The organism is Pseudomonas sp. Wu6 (assembly GCF_019891515.1).
GTDB classification, from domain to species: domain Bacteria; phylum Pseudomonadota; class Gammaproteobacteria; order Pseudomonadales; family Pseudomonadaceae; genus Aquipseudomonas; species Aquipseudomonas orientalis_A.
In genome coordinates, this window is record NZ_JAFLXH010000017.1 from 57,160 (window position 1) to 78,257 (window position 21,098).

At 60.0% G+C, this 21,098-nt stretch carries 20 protein-coding genes and 1 pseudogene; 11 read left to right on the forward strand and 10 right to left on the reverse strand.

Annotated features, from left to right (window positions below; translation table 11 throughout):
- The first annotated feature begins 120 nt into the window (after nucleotides 1–120).
- From J1G34_RS13770 to J1G34_RS13785, 4 genes are all read left to right on the forward strand, one after another.
- Nucleotides 121–561 carry a CBS domain-containing protein gene (locus J1G34_RS13770; RefSeq protein WP_065884401.1) on the forward strand — a complete coding sequence of 147 codons (441 nt, stop codon included), beginning with the start codon at nucleotides 121–123 and terminating at the stop codon, nucleotides 559–561.
- A gap of 8 nt (nucleotides 562–569) precedes the next feature.
- Complete coding sequence (locus tag J1G34_RS13775) at nucleotides 570–1,412, forward strand: NAD-dependent protein deacetylase (RefSeq protein ID WP_222994200.1); 843 nt, start codon at nucleotides 570–572, stop codon at nucleotides 1,410–1,412.
- An 8-nt stretch (nucleotides 1,413–1,420) separates the two neighbouring features.
- On the forward strand, nucleotides 1,421–1,717 hold the full coding sequence (locus tag J1G34_RS13780) for a hypothetical protein (RefSeq protein WP_222994201.1): 297 nt from the start codon (nucleotides 1,421–1,423) through the stop codon (nucleotides 1,715–1,717).
- Nucleotides 1,718–1,943: 226 nt separating this feature from the next.
- Nucleotides 1,944–2,273: a hypothetical protein gene (locus tag J1G34_RS13785; protein WP_222994202.1), complete on the forward strand. Its 330-nt coding sequence runs from the start codon at nucleotides 1,944–1,946 to the stop codon at nucleotides 2,271–2,273.
- Nucleotides 2,274–2,331: 58 nt separating this feature from the next.
- Here J1G34_RS13785 and J1G34_RS13790 read toward each other — a convergent pair whose 3' ends face one another.
- Entirely contained in the window at nucleotides 2,332–3,234 is a 903-nt protein-coding gene (locus J1G34_RS13790) for a LysR family transcriptional regulator (RefSeq protein ID WP_065898296.1), read from the reverse strand.
- Between the two features lie 188 nt (nucleotides 3,235–3,422).
- Between J1G34_RS13790 and J1G34_RS13795 the strand changes: the two genes are divergently transcribed.
- From J1G34_RS13795 to J1G34_RS13805, 3 genes are read left to right on the forward strand one after another with little or no spacing between them, the layout of a single operon-like run.
- Nucleotides 3,423–4,121: a CoA transferase subunit A gene (locus tag J1G34_RS13795; RefSeq protein WP_057725645.1), complete on the forward strand. Its 699-nt coding sequence runs from the start codon at nucleotides 3,423–3,425 to the stop codon at nucleotides 4,119–4,121.
- A 31-nt stretch (nucleotides 4,122–4,152) separates the two neighbouring features.
- Nucleotides 4,153–4,812 (forward strand): CoA transferase subunit B, encoded by a 660-nt coding sequence (locus tag J1G34_RS13800; protein ID WP_057725646.1) that lies wholly within the window; start codon nucleotides 4,153–4,155, stop codon nucleotides 4,810–4,812.
- Between the two features lie 11 nt (nucleotides 4,813–4,823).
- Nucleotides 4,824–6,005, forward strand: a complete 1,182-nt coding sequence (locus J1G34_RS13805) for an acetyl-CoA C-acetyltransferase (RefSeq protein WP_122738406.1) — start codon at nucleotides 4,824–4,826, stop codon at nucleotides 6,003–6,005.
- Nucleotides 6,006–6,222: 217 nt separating this feature from the next.
- Here the strand turns inward: J1G34_RS13805 and J1G34_RS13810 are convergent, their stop codons facing one another.
- Nucleotides 6,223–7,308, reverse strand: coding sequence for a DUF1615 domain-containing protein (locus J1G34_RS13810; protein WP_065936103.1), 1,086 nt, complete (start codon nucleotides 7,306–7,308; stop codon nucleotides 6,223–6,225).
- Nucleotides 7,309–7,543: 235 nt separating this feature from the next.
- On the opposite strand from J1G34_RS13810, the gene J1G34_RS13815 reads away from it, so the two are divergent.
- Both J1G34_RS13815 and J1G34_RS13820 read left to right on the forward strand, forming a co-directional pair.
- Entirely contained in the window at nucleotides 7,544–12,244 is a 4,701-nt protein-coding gene (locus J1G34_RS13815; protein ID WP_222994203.1) for an RHS repeat-associated core domain-containing protein, read from the forward strand.
- Nucleotides 12,241–12,570 carry a hypothetical protein gene (locus tag J1G34_RS13820; protein WP_122464224.1) on the forward strand — a complete coding sequence of 110 codons (330 nt, stop codon included), beginning with the start codon at nucleotides 12,241–12,243 and terminating at the stop codon, nucleotides 12,568–12,570. The genes J1G34_RS13815 and J1G34_RS13820 overlap by 4 nt, the downstream gene beginning before the upstream one ends.
- 85 nt (nucleotides 12,571–12,655) lie before the next feature.
- On the opposite strand, the gene hemB is transcribed toward J1G34_RS13820, so the two are convergent.
- From hemB to J1G34_RS13835, 3 genes are all read right to left on the reverse strand, one after another.
- Nucleotides 12,656–13,630, reverse strand: a complete 975-nt coding sequence (gene hemB, locus J1G34_RS13825) for a porphobilinogen synthase (RefSeq protein WP_016977356.1) — start codon at nucleotides 13,628–13,630, stop codon at nucleotides 12,656–12,658.
- A gap of 116 nt (nucleotides 13,631–13,746) precedes the next feature.
- A complete protein-coding gene (locus tag J1G34_RS13830) occupies nucleotides 13,747–14,577 on the reverse strand; it encodes a PhzF family phenazine biosynthesis protein (protein ID WP_122464223.1) in 831 nt (276 codons plus the stop codon).
- A 2-nt stretch (nucleotides 14,578–14,579) separates the two neighbouring features.
- Nucleotides 14,580–15,278: a glutathione S-transferase N-terminal domain-containing protein gene (locus tag J1G34_RS13835; RefSeq protein ID WP_065891833.1), complete on the reverse strand. Its 699-nt coding sequence runs from the start codon at nucleotides 15,276–15,278 to the stop codon at nucleotides 14,580–14,582.
- 249 nt (nucleotides 15,279–15,527) lie between these two features.
- Between J1G34_RS13835 and J1G34_RS13840 the strand changes: the two genes are divergently transcribed.
- Together J1G34_RS13840 and J1G34_RS13845 are read left to right on the forward strand one after the other, a co-directional pair.
- Entirely contained in the window at nucleotides 15,528–16,229 is a 702-nt protein-coding gene (locus J1G34_RS13840) for a histidine phosphatase family protein (protein WP_065884075.1), read from the forward strand.
- A gap of 58 nt (nucleotides 16,230–16,287) precedes the next feature.
- Entirely contained in the window at nucleotides 16,288–17,343 is a 1,056-nt protein-coding gene (locus J1G34_RS13845; RefSeq protein WP_065884073.1) for a permease, read from the forward strand.
- A 171-nt stretch (nucleotides 17,344–17,514) separates the two neighbouring features.
- On the opposite strand, the pseudogene J1G34_RS13850 reads toward J1G34_RS13845, so the two are convergent.
- The 5 genes and pseudogenes from J1G34_RS13850 to J1G34_RS13870 form a co-directional block, all read right to left on the reverse strand.
- Nucleotides 17,515–17,670 (reverse strand): annotated as a pseudogene (locus J1G34_RS13850) (transglycosylase SLT domain-containing protein); the annotation flags it as partial.
- Between the two features lie 53 nt (nucleotides 17,671–17,723).
- On the reverse strand, nucleotides 17,724–18,827 hold the full coding sequence (gene mnmH / locus J1G34_RS13855) for a tRNA 2-selenouridine(34) synthase MnmH (protein WP_065896552.1): 1,104 nt from the start codon (nucleotides 18,825–18,827) through the stop codon (nucleotides 17,724–17,726).
- Nucleotides 18,827–19,861, reverse strand: coding sequence for a selenide, water dikinase SelD (gene selD / locus J1G34_RS13860; protein ID WP_065891831.1), 1,035 nt, complete (start codon nucleotides 19,859–19,861; stop codon nucleotides 18,827–18,829). The genes mnmH and selD overlap by 1 nt, the downstream gene beginning before the upstream one ends.
- A gap of 93 nt (nucleotides 19,862–19,954) precedes the next feature.
- A complete protein-coding gene (locus J1G34_RS13865) occupies nucleotides 19,955–20,704 on the reverse strand; it encodes a TerC family protein (RefSeq protein ID WP_065884069.1) in 750 nt (249 codons plus the stop codon).
- 28 nt (nucleotides 20,705–20,732) lie between these two features.
- Nucleotides 20,733–20,984 carry a hypothetical protein gene (locus J1G34_RS13870; RefSeq protein WP_065891830.1) on the reverse strand — a complete coding sequence of 84 codons (252 nt, stop codon included), beginning with the start codon at nucleotides 20,982–20,984 and terminating at the stop codon, nucleotides 20,733–20,735.
- Nucleotides 20,985–21,098 lie beyond the last annotated feature (114 nt).

The following is a 21,098-nucleotide window of genomic DNA, read 5'->3' on the forward strand; positions in this document are numbered from 1 at the left end:
ATCCGGCGAATGACGCTTTTCGACGGGTTTGACGCCGCTTTGGACCTTGCTGCGACGTAGTGCGTCTAGGATTCTGTAGGGGATAGCTGACTACCTAACAACAACACCGGAGTGGCCGCCATGAAAACCGTCGCAGAATTGCTCAAAGCCAAGGACCAGAAGAACCAGGAGGTCCACACCATCCAGTGGGACCACACCGTGTTCGAGGCGCTGGTGCGCATGTCCGAGAAAAACGTCGGGGCTTTGCCAGTGGTCAAGGACGGCGCAGTGGTGGGGATCATCAGCGAGCGCGATTACGCCCGCAAACTCATCCTCAAGGGGCTGTCGTCGGTGACCACCCGCGTGGACGACGTGATGAGCTCCCCGGTCATTACCGTAGATACCCATAAAACGGTCGAGGCGTGCATGAACATCATGACCGACAGTCACCTGCGCCACCTTCCGGTCGTCGAAGACGGCAAACTGCTCGGCCTGTTGTCCATCGGCGACCTGGTCAAGGAAGCCATTGCTGAACAAGCCGCCTTGATCAAACAGCTGGAGCAGTACATCCGCGGCGAATAGGAGATCCCATGCTCGACACGCTGCAACATCAAGCAGACCACCTCGACACGCTGCACCGGGCGATGGTCGAAAAGCGCTTCCTGGTGCTGACCGGTGCGGGCATCAGCACCTCGTCGGGTATCCCCGACTACCGTGACGGCGAAGGCGTGCGCCGGGGCAAGGCGCCGATGATGTACCAGGAGTTCCTCGCCACCGCGCAGGCACGTCGCCGTTATTGGGCCAGGGCAATGCTGGGTTGGCCACGGGTGCGCCTTGCCCAACCGAACAGGGCGCATCAGGCCCTGGCGACGTTGCAGCAACGTGGGATCATCAGTGGCCTGATCACGCAAAACGTCGACACGCTGCACGATCAGGCCGGCAGCCACGAGGTGATCGAGTTGCATGGCAGCTTGCACCGGGTGCTGTGCCTGGATTGCCGGCAGCGCAGCGAGCGCGACGCTATCCAGCGGCGGATGGAAATCGACAACCCGCACTTTGCGCACGTCCATGCGGCGCAGGCGCCTGACGGCGATACCTTGCTCGACCCTGTTTTCGAGGAGCACTTCCAGGTCCCATGCTGCCCCCACTGCGGGGGGCAACGGCTGAAACCGGACGTGGTGTTCTTTGGTGAAAACGTGGCGCCCGCTACCGCAGCCAGAGCCATGGCTGCCGTGCATGATGCCGAAGGGCTGCTGGTGGTGGGATCATCGCTGATGGCTTATTCGGCGTTTCGCCTGTGCAAGGCGATGGTGGAACAGGGCAAGCCGGTGATTGCCATCAACCTGGGCAAGACCCGCGGGGATGAGCTCCTGCAGGTAAAGATCGAAGCGCAGTGTGAGCAATTATTACCTCTGCTGGTCGAGCGCCTGTAGGAGCGAGCGTGCTCGCGAAAAACCCACAGGCGCCGTGCAACTTTATCCACTTTACCAAACGCTATCACGCGACCCACCGCACGAAAAATGACGCCCAAGTCACGTTTCTCCTGCATCTCCCCGCCCCCACAGCGATTTATGTAGTGCCTAAAAATAATCACTACATAATCGTTGACGTAAGCTTTTTGTCCTTGCATTATCGAGACGTCTCCCGGATCGGGAGTGTTGGTAACACGCGTTTTGAACAGGCTCGTCTGACCGCCGAGCTGTTTTTCCGGATGTGCACTGCCCACAAGGCAGATTGATGAAGCTGACTGGCCCCGAAAGGGAACGGTACAAGGAGCTAAAGCGCTGCTTGTCTTCGTTATGAAAGCGTTGCGTAGCGGTTCATCAGCAAAACTACATGCATCGGTTCACGACCCTGCCCGTATTCGGCAGACCGTCACTGACGCCCGGTTTTCTGAGCCGGAGACAACTTTGAAGTGTTAACGAATCAATTGATAGATCGCCAACTGGTCAAGGGGCTTACACATGAATCTGAACAACCAACCTACTATTGATGAACTGGCTGAGATGTTTGCCGCGCAGAAAGACACACTCGACGACCATATCCTGTGGATTGGCAAATCGGGCGAAGTTCAACTTGACTGCGTAGCGCCTCACACCGAGGAAGCCGAGTTCGACCGCAATCACCGTGAACTGGCGGCGCGCCTGAAGATGTACCGTCGCGGCCAGGGTTATGTCGGCAAGAAAGCGGCGGCCGATCGCAACTTCATCGAGCATGTATTCGACACACTTAACAATGCCTGGGCGTCTTTCAAAGACAGCTCGCAAGTTAAAGTGATAGATCGTTACTACTAAGTAGTTGTTCTAATGTGGGGGCTGGCGTGCCAGTCCCCACTTTTATTATGTGGTGTACTCAAAAAGTTGGAAACCGCCCCTTCCCCGCTTCATCTTTAAAGATATCGAACAGCACCTGCGCCGCTGCCGACAGTTCATGCCCAGGCTTGGTCAGTACGCCAATAGGCCGCTCGATCACCGGGCCGGTCAAGGTGATGCAACGGGCACCCGCCTCCTCCATCTGCCGTGCGCACAATGCCGGCACAGCACTGACCCCCAAGCCGCTGGCAACCATCTTGCCCACCGTAGCCAATTGATGGCTTTCCAGCGCCACGGGCAGTTTCATCTGCAAGGCGCCCAAGTGCTCTTCCAGCATGACCCGCACCGTCGATGGACGCTGGAGGGTAATGAAGGGTTGCTCCAGCAGCGTTTTCCAGTCGATCTCGGCCACCTGTGCCAAAGGCGAATCGCCCGGTACCACGGCGATAAACCGGTCCAGGTACAACGGCGTGAACGCCAGTGACGAACCGTCGGACGGCTCGAACGCCACGCCCAGTTCCACTTGGCGATCGCGCACCATCTCCAGCACCTGCTCGTTGATCAAGTCATGCACCGTCACGTTCACCTGAGGGTAACGCGCGCGGAATATCTTCAGGATCGGTGGCAGCAGGTTGCCGGCAAATGACGGCATCGCCGCCACCGTTACACGCCCGCGTTGCAGGGTGAAGCGTTGGCGCAGTTCGTCCTCGGCGTTGTCCCAGTCGGCAATCAATCGGCGCGCCAGCGGCAGCAGGGATTCGCCTTCGGGCGTCAGCGCGACATTGCGTGTATTGCGGCTGAACAGGCGCCCGCCCAGGCCTTCTTCCAGGCCTTTGATCGTCAGGCTCAGCGCCGATTGGGACAGGTGCAGACGCTCACACGCAGCGGCAAAACTCAGGCTCTGGGCCACGGCCAGGAAGGCACGCATTTGTTTAATAGTCATAGGAAGCTCCAAGCGACAAGTTGAAAGCTGCAAGTCAAAGCAGTCGCCGACTAGGCTTGAAGCTCGCGGCTTGAGGCTGATTATGCTGTTTTCCAAACCAATCAACCTTAAAAAACAACTTAACAAATCAATCCTTCAGCGCAACACTCGGTCCATTTGCTGGCCCACAAACAATAAAAGAGGTGCATATGGCAGGTTTCGATAAGCGCGTGGCGTCCTACGAAGAAGCGCTGGCAGGCCTGGAAGACGGCATGACCGTACTCTCCGGCGGTTTTGGCCTGTGCGGCATTCCGGAAAACCTCATCAATGAGATCAAGCGCAAAGGCACCCGTGACCTGACCGTGGTGTCCAACAACTGCGGCGTCGACGGTTTCGGCCTGGGCGTGCTGCTGGAAGAAAAGCAGATCCGCAAGGTGATCGCTTCCTACGTGGGCGAAAACGCTCTGTTCGAAAAGCAGTTGCTCAGCGGCGAAATCGAAGTGGTGCTGACCCCCCAGGGCACCCTCGCGGAAAAAATGCGTGCAGGCGGCGCCGGCATCCCGGCCTTCTTTACCGCCACCGGGGTCGGCACTCCTGTCGCCGAAGGCAAGGAAACCCGCGAATTCAACGGCCGCCCCTACCTGATGGAAGAGTCCATCACCGGTGACTTCGCTATCGTCAAAGGCTGGAAAGCCGACCACTTCGGCAACGTCATCTATCGTCACACCGCCCAGAACTTCAACCCGCTGGCCGCCACCGCCGGCAAGATCACCGTGGTCGAAGTCGAGGAAATCGTCGAACCGGGCGAACTGGACCCGGCGCAGATCCACACCCCTGGCATCTACGTCGACCGGATCATCTGCGGCACCTTCGAGAAGCGCATCGAACAGCGCACCGTCCGCAAATAATCCACGTCCAGAACAATAAGAGGAATCAACCATGGCTCTTACCCGCGAACAAATGGCTCAACGCGTCGCCCGCGAAATGCAGGACGGTTTCTACGTCAACCTTGGCATCGGCATTCCAACCCTGGTGGCCAACTACATTCCCGACGGCATGGAAGTGATGCTGCAATCGGAGAACGGCCTGCTCGGCATGGGGCCGTTCCCGACTGAAGACACCATTGACGCCGACATGATCAACGCCGGCAAGCAAACCGTCACCGCACGCATCGGCGCCTCGATTTTCTCCTCCGCCGAGTCCTTCGCGATGATTCGCGGCGGCCACGTCGACCTCACCGTACTCGGCGCCTTTGAAGTCGACGTCCAGGGCAACATCGCCTCGTGGATGATTCCCGGCAAGCTGGTCAAGGGCATGGGCGGCGCGATGGACCTGGTGGCCGGCGCGGAAAATATCATCGTGATCATGACCCACGCGTCCAAGGACGGTGAGTCGAAACTGCTCAGCCAATGCAGCCTGCCGCTGACCGGCGCCCACTGCATCAAGCGCGTGCTGACGGACCTGGCCTACCTGGAAATCGAAAATGGCGCTTTTGTCCTCAAGGAACGCGCACCTGGCGTCAGCGTTGAAGAGATTGTCAGCAAGACCGCCGGTAAACTGATCGTCCCGGACCACGTTCCAGAAATGCATTTCCAGTGAGGACAGATTCCATGCAAGACGTCGTGATTGTTGCTGCCACCCGCACCGCCGTGGGCAGCTTCCAGGGTTCGCTGGCCACCATCCCGGCCCCTGAACTGGGCGCTGCGGTGATTCGTCGCCTGCTGGAGCAGACCGGCCTCGACCCGGCCGAAGTCGATGAAGTGATTCTCGGCCAGGTACTCACCGCAGGCAGCGGCCAGAACCCGGCGCGCCAGGCCTCGATTCTCGCCGGCCTGCCCCACGCCGTGCCGAGCCTGACCCTGAACAAGGTGTGCGGCTCCGGCCTCAAGGCCCTGCACCTGGGGGCGCAGGCGATCCGTTGCGGCGACGCGGACGTGATCATCGCCGGCGGCATGGAAAACATGAGCCTGGCGCCGTACGTATTGCCCGCCGCGCGCACCGGTCTGCGCATGGGCCACGCCAAGATGATCGACAGCATGATCACCGACGGCCTGTGGGACGCGTTCAACGACTACCACATGGGCATCACCGCTGAAAACCTGGTGGACAAGTACGGCATCAGCCGTGAGGCACAGGACGCCTTTGCCGCCGCCTCCCAGCAAAAAGCAATCGCCGCCCTCGAGGCCGGACGGTTTGCCGATGAGATCACACCGATCCTGATTCCCCAGCGCAAGGGCGACCCACTGGTCTTCGACGTGGACGAACAGCCGCGTGCCGGTACCACCGCCGAGTCCCTGGCCAAGCTCAAACCCGCCTTTAAAAAGGACGGCAGCGTCACCGCCGGCAACGCCTCCAGCCTTAACGACGGCGCCGCAGCGGTGCTGTTGATGAGCGCCGCTAAAGCCAAGGCTCTCGGCCTGCCCGTGCTGGCACGAATCGCCAGCTATGCCAACGCCGGGGTTGACCCGGCAATCATGGGCATCGGCCCGGTCTCGGCCACCCGCCGCTGCCTGGACAAGGCCGGCTGGCAGTTGGGCGACCTGGATTTGATCGAAGCCAACGAAGCCTTCGCCGCGCAATCCCTGGCGGTGGGCAAAGAGCTGGAATGGGACGCCGAAAAGGTCAACGTCAACGGCGGCGCCATCGCCATCGGCCACCCGATTGGTGCTTCAGGCTGCCGCGTGCTGGTGACCCTGCTGCACGAAATGATCAAGCGCGACGCCAAAAAAGGCTTGGCAACACTGTGCATCGGTGGCGGCCAAGGCGTAGCCCTCGCCCTCGAACGCGGCTGATCATCCAAGAGCAACACGGAAAAGGCCCGGTTCCACGAAAACCGGGCCTTTTCTTTATTGATCGTTTGATCGTTCCCTCGCTGCGCGTGGGAATGCATCCCGTGACGCTCCGCGTCACCCTTGCGCAGGTGCCGGATCCTGCGCCGAAAGCGGGACGCGGAGCGTCCGGGGCGGCATTCCCACGCAGAGCGTGGGAACGATCAAACGCCGCAAGAAATCAGCGCTTCATACAACGCTGATAGCGCTCATCCACACGTTTGGCAAACCACGCCGTGGTCAGGTTGCGGGTAATCTTCGGGCTCTTGAGCACGATGCCCGGCAGGATTGCCCGTGGCAATGGTTTGCCGGCAGCCTTGTCAGCCAGGGCGAACACGCGCTTGTAGAGGGTGGTGTCCTCGAAGTCCAACGCTTCGCCTTGCTCCAGTTGACTGCGAATGCTGGGGTTGCGCATATCCAGTTTCGCCCCCAACGAACGCACCGCCAACTCAGTGGTGCCGGGCAGCAACGAACCGTAGCGAATCAAATCCCCATCCAGCGCCAATTCGGCGCCAGAGGCACGGCTGACGGCGGCCTGGAACGCAGCATTGCGGCTGGCGTACCAACCTGCATTGAAATCGGCAAAGCGGTACAGCGGCTGGTCATAGCTGACCGGGTAGCCCAGCAGATGGGCGATACCAAAGTACATGCCGCCACGGCGAGTGAACACTTCGCGGCGAATCGTACCGTCTACCGTGTAGGGATAACCCCGTGCCTGTTTTTGCGCAAAGTCGATGCTGACCTGCATCGGGCCGGCGGTGTGCACCGGGTTGAAGCCGCCAAACAGCGTGTTGCCCAACGGCACGACGCCGATGAAATCGTCGAAGATCCAGCTCAGGTCCTTCTCGGTGCGCGCAGCATTCAAACGCTCGGCGTAGGTTTTGCCGGTGGGCGAGCGCAATTGCAAGGCGCTGCGCACGACAAACGCCGGCACATGAACCTTCCCGGCACGCCGCAGGATTTCGTCCTGGGCGATCTTGCCCATGCCCGGCACCGGTGGGTCGACCTGATACGTGGACTCCTGCTCGGTCACCGCCAGTACGGCGCAGATGTTTTCGGTGCTGGGATAGATCTTCTGGGTGTCGAATGCGGTGTAGATATCCTGGGCCCAACCTTCGCGATCCGCGACCTTGGCCGGCAGCAGGCGCACGATCTGCGTCTTCACCTCGGCCTCGCTGCGCTCGGGTTGCTGCGGACCGCGTGAGGTGGAGCAACCGGCCAGCACCAGTAAAGTTGCAAGGCAGAGGATCAGGCGGCTTGAATACATATGGCTTCCTTGGTGAACGGCGGGTCGGGCGATGGGGATATCGACAGGCAAGTCTAACCGGGGTTCGTGGGTATGCCGAACTCACTGCGACTCTGGCTGAAACTTCCCACATAACCGTCGGATAAGCTCTACTCCCCGCCTCTGAAAACCGCTGCAAAGTCCTTCGCCTGATTAAACAGTGCGAGGGATTGCAGATGGTTTTTCCGGTTAAAGCCCTGATCGACAGGGCTCACCCATGATCGACGCAACCAGCCAAGCCATTGGCTTCCTGGTGTTGGCCGCGATGGACGCAAAGACGCGGGACGTCGAATCCATCCTCAGCGATTTCCGGGGATGCCTGCACCCATACGACACCTGGGCTCAAAGCTTTTTCAGCTTTTCGGCACTGAATGTCGAGCAAGTGTTCAAGGTGGGAGAAGAAGTAGCGCTCGTAGCGCCGATCAATCGCTCCCTCTTTCCCAGCAGCACGGTCGCCACGTGTACAGCCAACGGCACGTTGACCCTGGTGCATATGTTCCAGAGTTCGCGATTCGTGCCGATCGGCAACACGCCGGTCGTGGTGCAGCGCATCGATCCAGACGGCGGTCCCCTGGGGGACCCACTCCATAAAATCATCGGTCCCAGTGGCATTCTGGAAATCACCGAGTGTGATCGCAACCTGAAGTACCGAGTCAGTTTCTACCCCGACGTTTCTTCAGAGCATTTCAAGGCGCTGTACGCTTCTTATCAGTCGGTCATTGCGTCACTGGAAGGCTGGTTGCGCAGTGAGTGGGGGACCACTTTCGAACCCCTGTGGAAGGGGTACTCCGAGGCAAACTTCCTCAAGCGCTACCTTTCGCTGTACGGCGCCTATGCCCGAGGTTTCAGCGACGCCCTCTACTCAATCTGGGACGACGTAGAGCAGTTATTTCAATGGCTGTCAGCCCCCCTGGCCAATGCTGAAAAGCTGCTGCATTACTTTTCCCAGGACGAGTTTGAAAAATTACTGACGTTAAGTGCCGAGACGCTCGCCAAGGGTCTGCTGGTGCTGAGCGACGAGCCGTTGCTGTTCATTTACCTGGCGGCGCTGGTCAGTTGGATGCGCATGCTGCCACCGCCCTATATGAACGAAATGCTGGGCGAGATTGGCGCCGAGGTCGTCATCAACCTGTTATTGGGCCTGGCGACGGGCGGCATGGGTATTGTGCTGCGCATAAGCACGAAAGTGCTGGCTGGCATCAAGTCGCGCCGGGTGCGCAGGTGGCTGGAGCAGATAGCCGAGCAGTTCGGGAAAGTTCGCCTGGTCGGGCATAGCGAAGCGCTCAAGCCGGTGCTGCTGAGCAGCGCGGCGACGCCGATCAAGGCAGTGCCGGTAGCGCCGTTGAAGGCGGGCGAGCATCTGGTTTCGAATCCGGTGCCGATGGTGCGCAACAAAACGCAGCGTACGGCGTTGGTGCGCCAGGAGCCGGAGGATGATGTGCCTGCCGTGGCGTCGAATCCGAAGGGCGATGCGGCGGCTTCTGCAGATAAAACCGTTACGAACGGTTGCCCGGTGTCGATGGTCACCGGCGAGGAACTGCTGACCCTGACCGATGGCGCGCTCGATGGCATCTTGCCGTTCGAGTGGACGCGCTTGTATCGCACCAGTGCGGTGGAAGTGGATTGCGGGTTGGGGTTTGGCTGGAGTCATGCGCTGGCGCACAGGCTTTCTGTGTCGGGCGATTCGGTGGTGTGGACCGACCATGAGAACCGCTCGACCACCCTGCCCTTGCCGACGGTGGCTCGGCCGGCGATTACCAACAGCCTGGCGGAAGCGGCGATCTACTTGGGGTCTGCGCCTGATGAACTGGTGCTGGCCCAGGCTTCTCGGTTCTATCACTTTTGCGACGGCGTGCTGACGGCGATCAGCGATGCGTATGACAACCGATTGCGCATTTTCCGGGATCGGTTGGGGCGCATTGAGCGACTGGATAACGGTGCAGGCCGTTCGCTTTTTTTGCGGTATGAATTCGACCGCATCGTGGCGGTGGACTACCAGGTTCATCGCGCCCAAGGCCATGGACCCTTCGTGTGGGTGACCGAGCAGAACGTCGTTTCCTACGCCTACGACGCCGCCGGACGACTGGTATCGGCGACCAATGCCGTCGGTGAACGCGAGGCTTATCGGTACGACGAAGAGCACGTCATTCTCGAGCGGCAATTGGCCGGTGGGGCGAGTTTCTTTTGGGCGTGGGAAAGGTCTGGTAAAGCAGCACGCTGTGTCCGGCACTGGGCCAACTTTTCGCAGATGGACACGCGCTATGCCTGGGGCGATGACGGCAGCGTCAACGTGCACAACACCGATGGCAGCCAGGAAGTCTACGTGCATGACCAGAGAGCGCGACTGGTACAGCGCATCGATCCCGACGGCGCCCGGCATTTCAAATCCTACGACGACAAGGGCCGACTGACCGTTGAGCAGGACCCTCTGGGCGCGGTGACGGCGTATCAGTACGACGAAGCCGGACGCTTGATCGCGCTGTTTCCGGGGGAGGATGAGCCGACTTCCTACGAGCATGACAATGGTTTCGTACGGGTCGTGCGGCGTGGTGAGGCGGTTTGGAAATACGAGCGTAATGAGCAAGGCGATGTCATCCGCAGGATTGATCCGGAGGGCAACGCGACGGATTACAGCTACGACAAGCGGGGACAACTGACGGGGGTCTGGTATCCCGACCACAGTTGTCATCGGCTGGTGTGGAATGAACGCGGGCAGCTTGTTGAAGAACAACTGCCCAATGGCGGGATCAAGCGCTATCGCTATGACGACCTGGGGCGGCAGGTTGCGCGGGAGGATGAATACGGCGCGCTGACTCAGTATCAATGGGACGCGGTAGGACGCTTGACTCGCTGGGTACTGCCGGACGGCGCTACGCGGGAATTCAGCTACAACCCCTACGGAAAAATCATCGCCGAACGCGATGAACTCGGCCACCTCACCCGCTACGAATACGCCGACGGCCTGCACCTGATCAGCCGCTGCATCAACGCCGACGGTACTCAGGTCAAGTACCGCTACGACAACGCCCGCCTTTTGCTGACTGAAATCGAAAACGAAGTCGGCGAAACCTATCGACTGGACTACCACCCCAACGGCCTGATCCGACAGGAAACCGGCTTCGACGGCCAACGCACCGCCTACGCCTACGACCTCAACGGCAACCTGCTGGAAAAGACCGAACACGGCGACGACGGTAGTCAGCTTGTTACCCGTTACGAGCGCGACCACGCCGGTCGTCTTGTAAGAAAAACCCTCCCCGATGGCAATACGGTCGACTACACCTACGACCGCCAAGGCAACCTCCTCAGCGTCGAAGACGGCCACTGGGCGCTGGCCTACGAGTACGACAAACAAAACCGCCTCACTGCTGAGCACCAGGGCTGGGGCACCTTGCGCTATGGCTATGACGCCTGTGGCCAACTTCAGCATTTACGCCTGCCGGATAATAACCGTCTGACCTTCAACCACGACAAAGGCGGCCACCTGGCCACCGTCGAGCTGAATGGCGCACTGCTGACCTCCCACCTGTTCCACGCCGGTCGCGAACACCAACGCCAACAAGGCCAACTGCTCAGCCACTACCACTACGACGACCAAAACCGCCTGCACGCCCACGCCGTCACCCAGCAAGGAAACCACCTTTACCAACGCCAATACGACTACGACAAAGCCGGCAACCTCACCCGCCTGCTCGATACCCGCAAAGGCGAACACCGTTACCGCTACGACCCGCTAAACCGCCTGACCCGCGCCGATCACTCACAGGATGTGCAGGAGCGTTTCGGCCACAACCCCGCCGGCAATGTGCTTATGCAAGACAGGCCGGGGCCAGACATCGTGGCGGGCAATCGCCTGATGATCCAAGGCGATCACCATTACGACTATGACGCCTTTGGAAATCTAATAAGAGAACGGCGCGGCAAAGGTCATTCACTCGTCACCGAATACCGCTACGACTGCCAGCACCGGCTGATCGGCGTCACCAAGCCCAACGGCCAAACCGCAAGCTATCGCTATGACCCGTTTGGTCGACGTATCAGCAAAACCATCGAAGAGAAAACCACAGAGTTCTTCTGGCAAGGCGACAAGCTGATCGCCGAACACCACGCCGATCGCCATCGCAGCTACCTCTACGAACCCGACAGCTTCCGTCCGCTGGCACTGCTGGAAGGCTTCGGGCCAGAAGAGGCCAAGCCTTACTACTACCAACTCGACCACCTCGGCACACCGCAGGAACTTACAACGTCCGACGGCGAAATCGTCTGGTCCGCCCATTACCGCGCCTACGGCGAAATCAGCCGCCTCGACGTAGGCAAAATCGACAACCCTCTACGTTTTCAAGGCCAGTACTACGACCAGGAAAGCGGCCTGCACTACAACCGGCATCGCTACTACCATCCGGATATTGGTCGTTACCTGACGCCGGACCCGGTGAAATTGGCGGGTGGGATCAATGCGTACCAGTACGCACCGAATCCTACAGGGTGGGTTGATCCGCTGGGGCTTAGTAAGTGTCCTGGTGAATGCGTGCCCGTTAAAGTTGTCGAAGATCCGGTACTCAATGCGAAAGCCGAAGAAAACCAACCGACGCTGCCCTCACTTAAAGATGTCGAATGGACAGCCCATGGTTATAAGCACAGCCCTTCAAAGAAAATGCCTTGGAAAGACATTTTGGCAACCACAAAATCCGGGCCGGCCAAGTACAAGCCGGGCATAGACATTGAAAACTTAGAACGAGAAGCCTATAAAAATGGCAGAACGACCACCAATGGCAAACCGTGGAAAGTGATGGAGTACCCTGAAAGCATCGGCGCCAGCGATGGCCTACCCAGTCGTTGGATACGCATTGAATTGAGTGCTGGAACAATTCATGGCCATCCTATCTCAGAGCAAGAATTTCGGAGACTAACCAAATGATCTCGTTAGACTTCCTAAAAGGCAAAATCACTTACGATGAGCTATCTATGTTGCAGGATTGCGCGATTGAGCATCAAGCTCACCATCTGAAAGAGGACATGCTGCAGGTGGAATATCCAGACGGTTTCCTCATAGATGTGGGTTGGTATCCTTCGTTCGACGCAAATGGCCACTTTCAAATCAGGGTTGTCAGGGACTACGAGTGGGACCTGCCAGCGTTAACACTGACTGCGCGATCAATTGACGCACTAAAAGAAGTACTGGTTCTCGCACAAGGTTCGATTAATACAGGACGTCAAAAAGAAGCCACTTCATTGATCGCCTGATACCACACTCAATTGATTGCCTTTCTGCACGCCTCCACCTGTGACGAGAACGCTCGCTCGCCACAGGCAGATTAATTCAGCGCCCTTAAATCCCCGCCAACGCCAAATCCATCGCAAAATACGTAAATATCAAATCCGCCCCCGCCCGCTTGATCGAGCCCAGGGTCTCGCGCACTACGCGATCCTCGTCAATCGCCCCGGCCTGTGCGCCGAATTTGATCATCGCGTACTCGCCGCTCACTTGATACGCCGCCACCGGCAGGCGTGAGGCCTCGCGGATGTCGCGGATGATGTCGAGGTAGGCGCCGGCCGGTTTGACCATCAGCGCATCGGCGCCTTCCTGCTCGTCGAGCAGCGATTCGCGTACGGCCTCGCGGCGGTTCATCGGGTTCATCTGGTAGCTTTTGCGGTCGCCCTTGAGGGCGCTGCCGCCGGCTTCGCGGAACGGGCCGTAGAGGGCCGAGGCGAATTTGGTGGAGTAGGCCATGATCGGGATGTGGGTGAAACCGGCATCGTCCAGGGCGCGGCGGATGGCCTGGACCTGGCCGTCCATCGCCGCCGAGGGCGCTATGACGTCGGCACCGGCGCGGGCGGCGGCCACGGCTTGTTTGCCGAGGTTGACCAGGGTCGCGTCATTATCGACGTGGGCGCCGTGCATCACGCCGCAGTGGCCATGGTCGGTGTATTCGCAGAAGCAGGTGTCGGACATCACGATCATTTCCGGCACGGCGTCCTTGATGATCGACGACATGCGCGAGACCAGGCCGCGCTCTTTCCACGTATCGCTGCCGCTGGCGTCCAGGTGGTGGGAAACGCCAAAGGTCATCACAGACTTGATGCCGGCACGGGCATAGCGCTCGATCTCGCCGGCCAGCTTTTTCTCAGGAATACGCAACACGCCCGGCATGCTGGTGATCGGCACGAAATCGTCGATTTCTTCTTCGACGAAAATCGGCAGCACCAGGTCGTTGAGCGTGAATTCGCTTTCCTGGAAAAGGCCACGCAGCTCCGGAGAGCGGCGCAGGCGACGGGGGCGGGCTTGGGGGAACTGGCTGGTCATGGTTTTCCTGAAAAGTGGCTGAACTCTTTGGGGCCAAAGCTTATGCCCCAAGCCCCGGCGGCACAAATGCCGAGGGGCCAACAGTGTATTGCGCGGCGCGTAACAATTGCATTGATCTAGAGCTGTAAATGCCCTTCGATGCAGACGGCAACGGCGCCGCCAACCCAGATTTCACTGCCCTGGCGCTCGATGCGAATACGCCCCGCTCGCCCGATGGCGGTGCCTTGGCTGACCACATAGCGCTCCGGCGCCAGGCCCTCGCCGAGCAGCCATTGGGCAAGCCCGGCGTTCAAGCTGCCGGTGGCCGGGTCTTCCTGAGCACCGTCGCCGGCGATGAAGGCGCGCACCTCAAACTGTGCGTCGTCCCCTGTGCCGGGCGCGATGACGCCAACCGCCAGCCCGAGCAACTGCGAGTAGTCAGGCCGCAGCGCCAGCACAGCCTGTCGATCAGCCAGCATCACCGCCAGCCAACCCGCGCCGTTATCCACCCACTGGCTGCGCACAATAGCGCCGGGCGCCAGGCCCAGCCCCACGCGCACACGCTCCAGCAGCGACGCCTCGACAACGCCGGAACGCAACAGCGGTGGCGCGATGAACGCCAGCTCGTCGCCTTCGCGTCGAATGCGTACCAGACCGATTTCGCACTCCTGAATGATCTCTTGCCCACGCGCAACACCGCCTGCCTGCAACCACGCGTGGCAACTGCCCAAGGTCGGATGCCCGGCAAACGGCAGTTCCTGCATAGTTGTGAAAATTCTTACCCGGTAGTCGGCTCGTGGGTCACGGGGCGTCAGCAAAAACGTGGTTTCGCTGAGGTTCGTCCACTTGGCGAAGTCGGCCATCTGCTGGTCCGTCAGGCTGTCGGCCCCAAGCACCACGGCAACTGGGTTGCCTTTGAGCGGCACACGGCTGAAGACATCCAGTTGTTTGAAATCGAAAATCGGCATGCTCAGCTCGGAATATTCAGGCCACGAATCACCGCTGGGCGTGCGACAAAACCGTCCAGCGCGCGCAGTACGTTAGGGAAATCGGCGATGCCTACCAGGTCGCCCGATTCGTAGAAACCGATCAGGTTGCGAATCCAGGGGAAGGTGGCGATGTCGGCGATGCTGTAATCGTCACCCATGATCCAGGTGCGGCCCAGCAGGCGTTTTTCCAGTACCTGGAGCAAGCGCCGCGACTCGGCGGCATAACGGTCGCGCGGGCGCTTGTCTTCATAGGCCTTGCCGGCGAACTTGTTGAAGAACCCCAACTGGCCGAACATCGGGCCGATCCCGCCCATCTGGAACATCAGCCACTGGAGGGTTTCGTAGCGAGTGGCCGGGTCTTCGGCGAGCAACTGGCTGGTCTTTTCCGCCAGGTAAATCAGGATCGCGCCGGACTCGAACAACGCCAGCGGCTGCCCGCTGGGGCCATTGGGGTCGATGATTGCGGGGATCTTGTTATTGGGGTTCAGCGACAGGAACTCGGGGGATAATTGGTCCTGGGTGTCGAAGCTGACCTTGTGCGCCTCATAAGGCAGGCCCAGCTCTTCGAGCATGATCGAGACTTTTACACCGTTGGGCGTAGGCAGCGAGTACAGTTGCAGGCGCTCCGGGTGCTGCGCGGGCCATTTGCTGTTGATCGGGAAAGCGGCGAGTGCGTTCATCGAGGAAGTTCCTGAGCTCAAAATCCCCATGATAGTCATCTGCTCGGCGTCGTGCATGCGTCATCATTGAGCAACATTGCCTGACTAGAATCCCCGTGGGCGAACCAAAATGCCCGAATGCACTCATAAGTGCGCTTGTTCGGTGAATGGAGGCACCTGGCTATACCGACATGGAACACCCTCAGACGCGCACCGCGCCACTGGGCCGGGCCTGTCAGCCTTAACCCGACGCAAGAAGACTCGAACCTAATGAAGATCAAGCCTCTGCGCCTTGTGCAACACATCAAACGTTATTCATACATCATGTTACCGCTGCTGCTGGTCACGGCGGGTATTGTCACGGCACTGGATGCCCGTGAAAGCCGCGCGCAACCGGTAGACGGCGTGCAAACCCTGGTATTTCTGCGCCACGGCGAAAAACCTGCCGGGGGCCTGGGCCAACTCAATTGCCAGGGCCTGAACCGTGCGATGAACCTGGCCAGTGTCTTGCCGGAAAAATTCGGCAAGGCCGATTTCGTGTTCGCCGCCAACCCGACGCGCAATGTCGAGGAAGGTGAGCACGACAACTCCTACAGCTACATTCGCCCGCTGATGACCATCAGTCCCAGCGCAATCAAGCTGGGCCTGCCGGTCAACATCAAGTTCTCGGCAAACGACACCAGTGCCCTGGCCGATGAACTGGTCGAAGACAAGTACCACAACGCCACGATCTACACCGCCTGGTCCCACGGTTACCTGCCGGAGTTGATCAACAAAGTCGCCAGTGAAGCGGCAGGCGAAAAGCACACCATCACCGAAGACTGGTCCGGTAACGACTATGACTCGCTGTATGTGCTGACACTCACCTGGCACAACGGCAAGGCCTCGCTGCTCAGTCGCAACTACAAGCAGGGACTCGATAATGGTGTGCAAACCTGCCCGGATCCGACCCAAGTCAGCGCAGATATCTGAAGGTTGAGCGTCAGGCGCGTATGATGCTGCGCTATTGACTCATCGGCGGAACATCTTCATGTCCAACCTCCCTTCTGCCCAGCCCAACCGGGGCTGGTCGTTCTGGTGCAAACCTGCGCTGTTTCTCCTGGTGGCCTGCGTCGGCCTCTACTACGTGAAATGGTCGCCCTACTACCTCAAGGCCTTTGTCGCGGCCGACAACCACAGCATCGGTGCCTCGATTCTCAATGACCAGCAAAGCTCGCCCCTCGCGGCGGCGCTGGCCTATGCCCAGGTGTATTTCCTGGCGATCTGGAAAGCCGCCGTGCTGGCGGTGATCCTCGGTTCGCTGCTGCAAGTGCTGATCCCGCGCGACTGGCTGCTGCGCCTGTTTGGCCGGGCCGGACTGGGCTCGACCCTGCGTGGCGGGCTGTTCGCCTTGCCGGGGATGATGTGCAGTTGCTGCGCGGCGCCGGTGGCGGCAGGCATGCGCCGTCAGCAGGTGTCGGTGGGCGCGGCGCTGGCGTTCTGGATTGCCAACCCGGTATTGAACCCGGCCACGCTGGTGTTCATGGGCTTTGTGCTGGGTTGGGGCTTTACCGCGTTGCGGCTGGTGGCGGGGATTGTGCTGGTGGTGGGTGTGTCATTGATCGCGCAGCGTATTGCGCGCCCGGACCAAGTGCCGGAAGCGGCGCTGGAGGCCGTGGCCGAGGTCAGCACTGCTGAGTCCGAACCCTTCCTGACGCGCTGGTTACGGACGTTGTGGCAGCTGTTCTGGAGCACCATCCCGGTGTATATCCTCGCGGTGCTGATCCTCGGCGCGGCACGGGTCTGGCTGTTCCCCCATGTGGACGGGGCGATGGCCGACAGCCTTGTGTGGCTGGTTCCGCTGGCGATAGTCGGCACGTTATTCGTGATTCCTACGGCGGCCGAGATTCCCATCGTACAAACCATGATGACCCTGGGCATGGGCACCGGCCCGGCCGTCGCCTTGCTGATGACCCTGCCGAGCATAAGCTTGCCGTCGCTGCTGATGCTGCGCAAGGATTTCGATGCGCGGGTGCTGGTGACGGTGGCCGGGCTGACCATGCTGATGGGAGTGGTGTGCGGGTTGATCGGGGCGGTGATTCTTTAGATTTCAAGTGGGCTGACGACCCTTTCGCGGCCGTCGCCGTACCGCCATCTACTGTGGGAGGGGGCTTGCCCCCGATAGCGGTACATCAGTCGCAACATCAGTGGCTGACACTCCGCCATCGGGGGCAAGCCCCCTCCCACATTTTGATTTGCATGCATCCAGCGCAGTGCTTTACAACCAATGCCAGAACTGGCTCCAGAACCCTCGACCCAACTCATCCTTGCACCCGGCATATTGCCGCGCATACAGCTGCGAACGCGCCTGCACCTTGCTCGCCACCGGCAGTAGCCAGGCTTTGCTGGCGTAGGTGCGCTGTCGGTAGCCGCCCCTACAAAAAACCCTTAAGGCTTGCCCGCGAAGGCGTCTTTGAAACCTGCCAATCAACTGCGCCGAACACCACGCTCACGCAAGTATTCCACCACCGCCCCCTGCTCCCCGGCGAACTCGATCCGCGCGCCTTTCTTTTCACGCTGAAACGCGTACATCGGGTCGTAATACTCGCGCAACAAGCCTTCGATCCACACGCGGTGCAGGTCCACTGCCCCGCTGCGTGCCTGTTCCGCCAGGGCGTCCTGCAAAATCGCCTGCAGCCGCTGAAAGCGTTCGCCGCCCAGGCGCTTATGGATATTGGCAAGGCTTTGGGTCAGACGTTCGGCAAAGAGTGCCTGGCCATTTTCACCCAATACCTCAATGAACTCGGCGCACAGGTCGACCACATAATCGCGCAGGATGCGCTCGACGCGACCTTCAACGCTGTCTTCGAGCCACACCATCGGGAATGCCTGCATACCTTTGTGTAACGGCAGCGGCAGCGCGCAGCTGCCGATCATGCGGCTCTCGTCCTCGACCACGAACTGTTCGATGCCCGCCGCGCGTTTTTTCAGCACGTCCACCGCGAGGCGGTTTTCGAAGTCGATAGTGGAAGGCTGCGCCGTGGCGCGCTTGCCGAAGCTGGAGCCGCGATGGTTGGCATGGCCTTCCAGGTCCAGGGCGTTGCGTAACTGACCGAGCACTTCGGTCTTGCCGGTGCCGGTCATGCCGCCGAGCAGCACAAAATCACATTGAGCAGTCGCCTGGTCCAGCGTATCCAGTAGGAAAGTACGCATGGCCTTGTAGCCACCACCGACACGCGGATACTCGATACCCGCTTCGGTTTTCAGCCATTGCTGCACAATCTGCGAGCGCAACCCGCCGCGAAAGCAGTACAGGTAGCCCTGTGGATTGGCCTGGGCGAACTGTGCCCATTGCTCGATACGCACGGCCTTGACCGCCCCCGACACCAGCTCATGGCCCAGCACGATTGCAGCTTGCTGGCCTTGCTGCTTGTAGCAGGTGCCGACCCGCTGGCGCTCTTCGTCGGTCATCAGCGGCAGGTTGACCACGCCGGGGAACGCGCCCTTGGTGAACTCGACCGGCGCGCGGGTATCCATCATCGGCCGGTCGTTGAGGAAAATGTCGCGGTAATCGGTGATATCAGTCGCCATCAAATCACCTCTACCGCGTTGGTCTGTCGCTCAAGCAGTTCGCCAATGGACTCCAGGACCAGGCCCAGTTCAGCGGCCACCGCGTGGAACTCGGCGTCGCCTTCGGGCGTGACGGCGATCAGCAAGCCACCGCTGGTTTGCGGATCGCACAGCACGCGCTTGTGCAGTTCCTGCACGCGCCCGACCTTGCTGGCGTAGCTGTCGAAGTTGCGCAAGGTGCCACCGGGTACGCAGCCCTGGTCCAGGTAGTATTCGACGCCTGGCAAGCGTGGGACTTTTGCATATTCGATGCGGGCCGTGAGGCCGCTGCCGTCGGCCATTTCCACCAGATGTCCGAGCAAGCCGAAACCGGTGACATCGGTCATCGCAGTCACCCCGGCCAGCTTGCCGAAGCGGCTACCGGGTTTGTTGAGGGTGCACATCCAGTCGCGGGCCAGGCCGATGTCGGCCTCGCGCAATTTGCCCTTCTTTTCGGCGGTGGTGAGGATGCCGATGCCCAAGGGTTTGGTCAGGTACAGCTTGCACCCTGCGGTGGCGGTGTCGTTGCGCTTCATATGGCGTTTTTGCACGATGCCGGTCACGGCCAGGCCGAAGATCGGTTCCGGCGCGTCAATGGAATGCCCACCCGCCAGCGGAATGCCCGCAGCGTCGCACACCGCACGGCCACCGCGGATCACTTCGCGGGCGATCTCCGGCGCCAGCACATTCACCGGCCAGCCAAGAATGGCAATAGCCATCAACGGGTCGCCGCCCATGGCGTAGATGTCGCTGATGGCGTTGGTGGCGGCAATGCGCCCGAAGTCGAAGGGATCGTCGACAATCGGCATGAAAAAGTCCGTGGTGGAGACCACGCCGCGTTCGTCGTCGATGGCGTACACCGCCGCATCATCGCGTGAAGCGTTGCCCACCCAGAGGTTGGGATCGAGGTTTTGTGCGCCACTGCCGGCCAGAATCACCTCCAGCACCTGAGGCGAGATCTTGCAACCGCAACCCGCACCATGGCTGTACTGCGTAAGTCGAATCTGCTCGCTCATGGGAAACCTCTAGCTATCGTGTAGGAAAATTCTACCAGATAGCCAAAAGCCAACCGCGCTCTAATGAACGCGGCCGGCTTTTCAGGTCAAGCGTTACTGCCGGGCTGCCAACAAACGCGCGTGCCGGTTACGTCGGGCAATGTTCAGGCATTCGATCGCCGCCGAGAACGCCATGGCCGCATACACGTAGCCTTTTGGCACATGGGCGCCGAAGCCTTCGGCGATCAGCGTCATGCCGATCATGATCAGGAAACCCAGGGCCAGCATCACCACGGTCGGGTTGTCGTTGATGAACTTGGCCAAGGGTTCGGCCGCCACCAGCATCACGATGACCGAGGTCACCACGGCAATGATCATGATCGGCAAGTGTTCGGTCATGCCCACTGCCGTGATGATGCTGTCGATGGAGAACACCAGGTCGAGCAGCAGGATCTGTCCGATGGCGGCAGCAAAGCCGATGGCCACCGTATTGCCAACGCTGGCTTTCTCTTCGGGCGCCGGGTCCATGCTGTGGTGGATCTCGGTGGTTGCCTTCCACACCAGGAACAGGCCACCGGCGATCAGGATCATGTCCTTCCACGAAAAGGCCTGGCCGAACACTTCGAACACCGGCGCCGTCAGCTGCACGATAAAGGCAATGGTGCTCAGCAAGCCCAGGCGCAATATCAGCGCCATGCTGATGCCAATGCGCCGTGCCTTGGCCCGATGCTGCTCGGGCAGTTTGTTGGTGAGGATCGAGATGAAGATCAGGTTATCGATGCCCAGCACGATTTCCATGACGATCAAGGTGGCCAGCGCGATCCACGCGGTGGGGCTGGCGGCCAGTTGTAAAAGATAATCCATAGGTCAGTCCTGACGTTGTGCTGGGAAATTAGGTTTCTTGGGTGTTCGATTCAGCGTCTTTTTCTGCCGGGTCGTCCTTTTTCTGCGGACTGATCAAGCCTTGGGTCGCTTCACTCAATGCCTGTTCGGCGGCCTTCTGGGTGTCATCGATGGCTTGCTTGGCCGACTCGGTGGCCTTGCCCAGCACCTGCTGCGCGCTTTTCTCGACCTGATCACAACCGCTGATCATCACCAATGAAAGCGCAAGCAGCGACGCCGCGCCCAGGGAATTGAGTTTCATGATGTATTCCTCGTTAGAACCCCTGGGGCCAAATAGTGGCCCCGCGATAGCGAGGCATTCTATGCAGATGAACAGTTCAGAAAAATTCGTATTTTTCTCAGGTATACTTCGGTT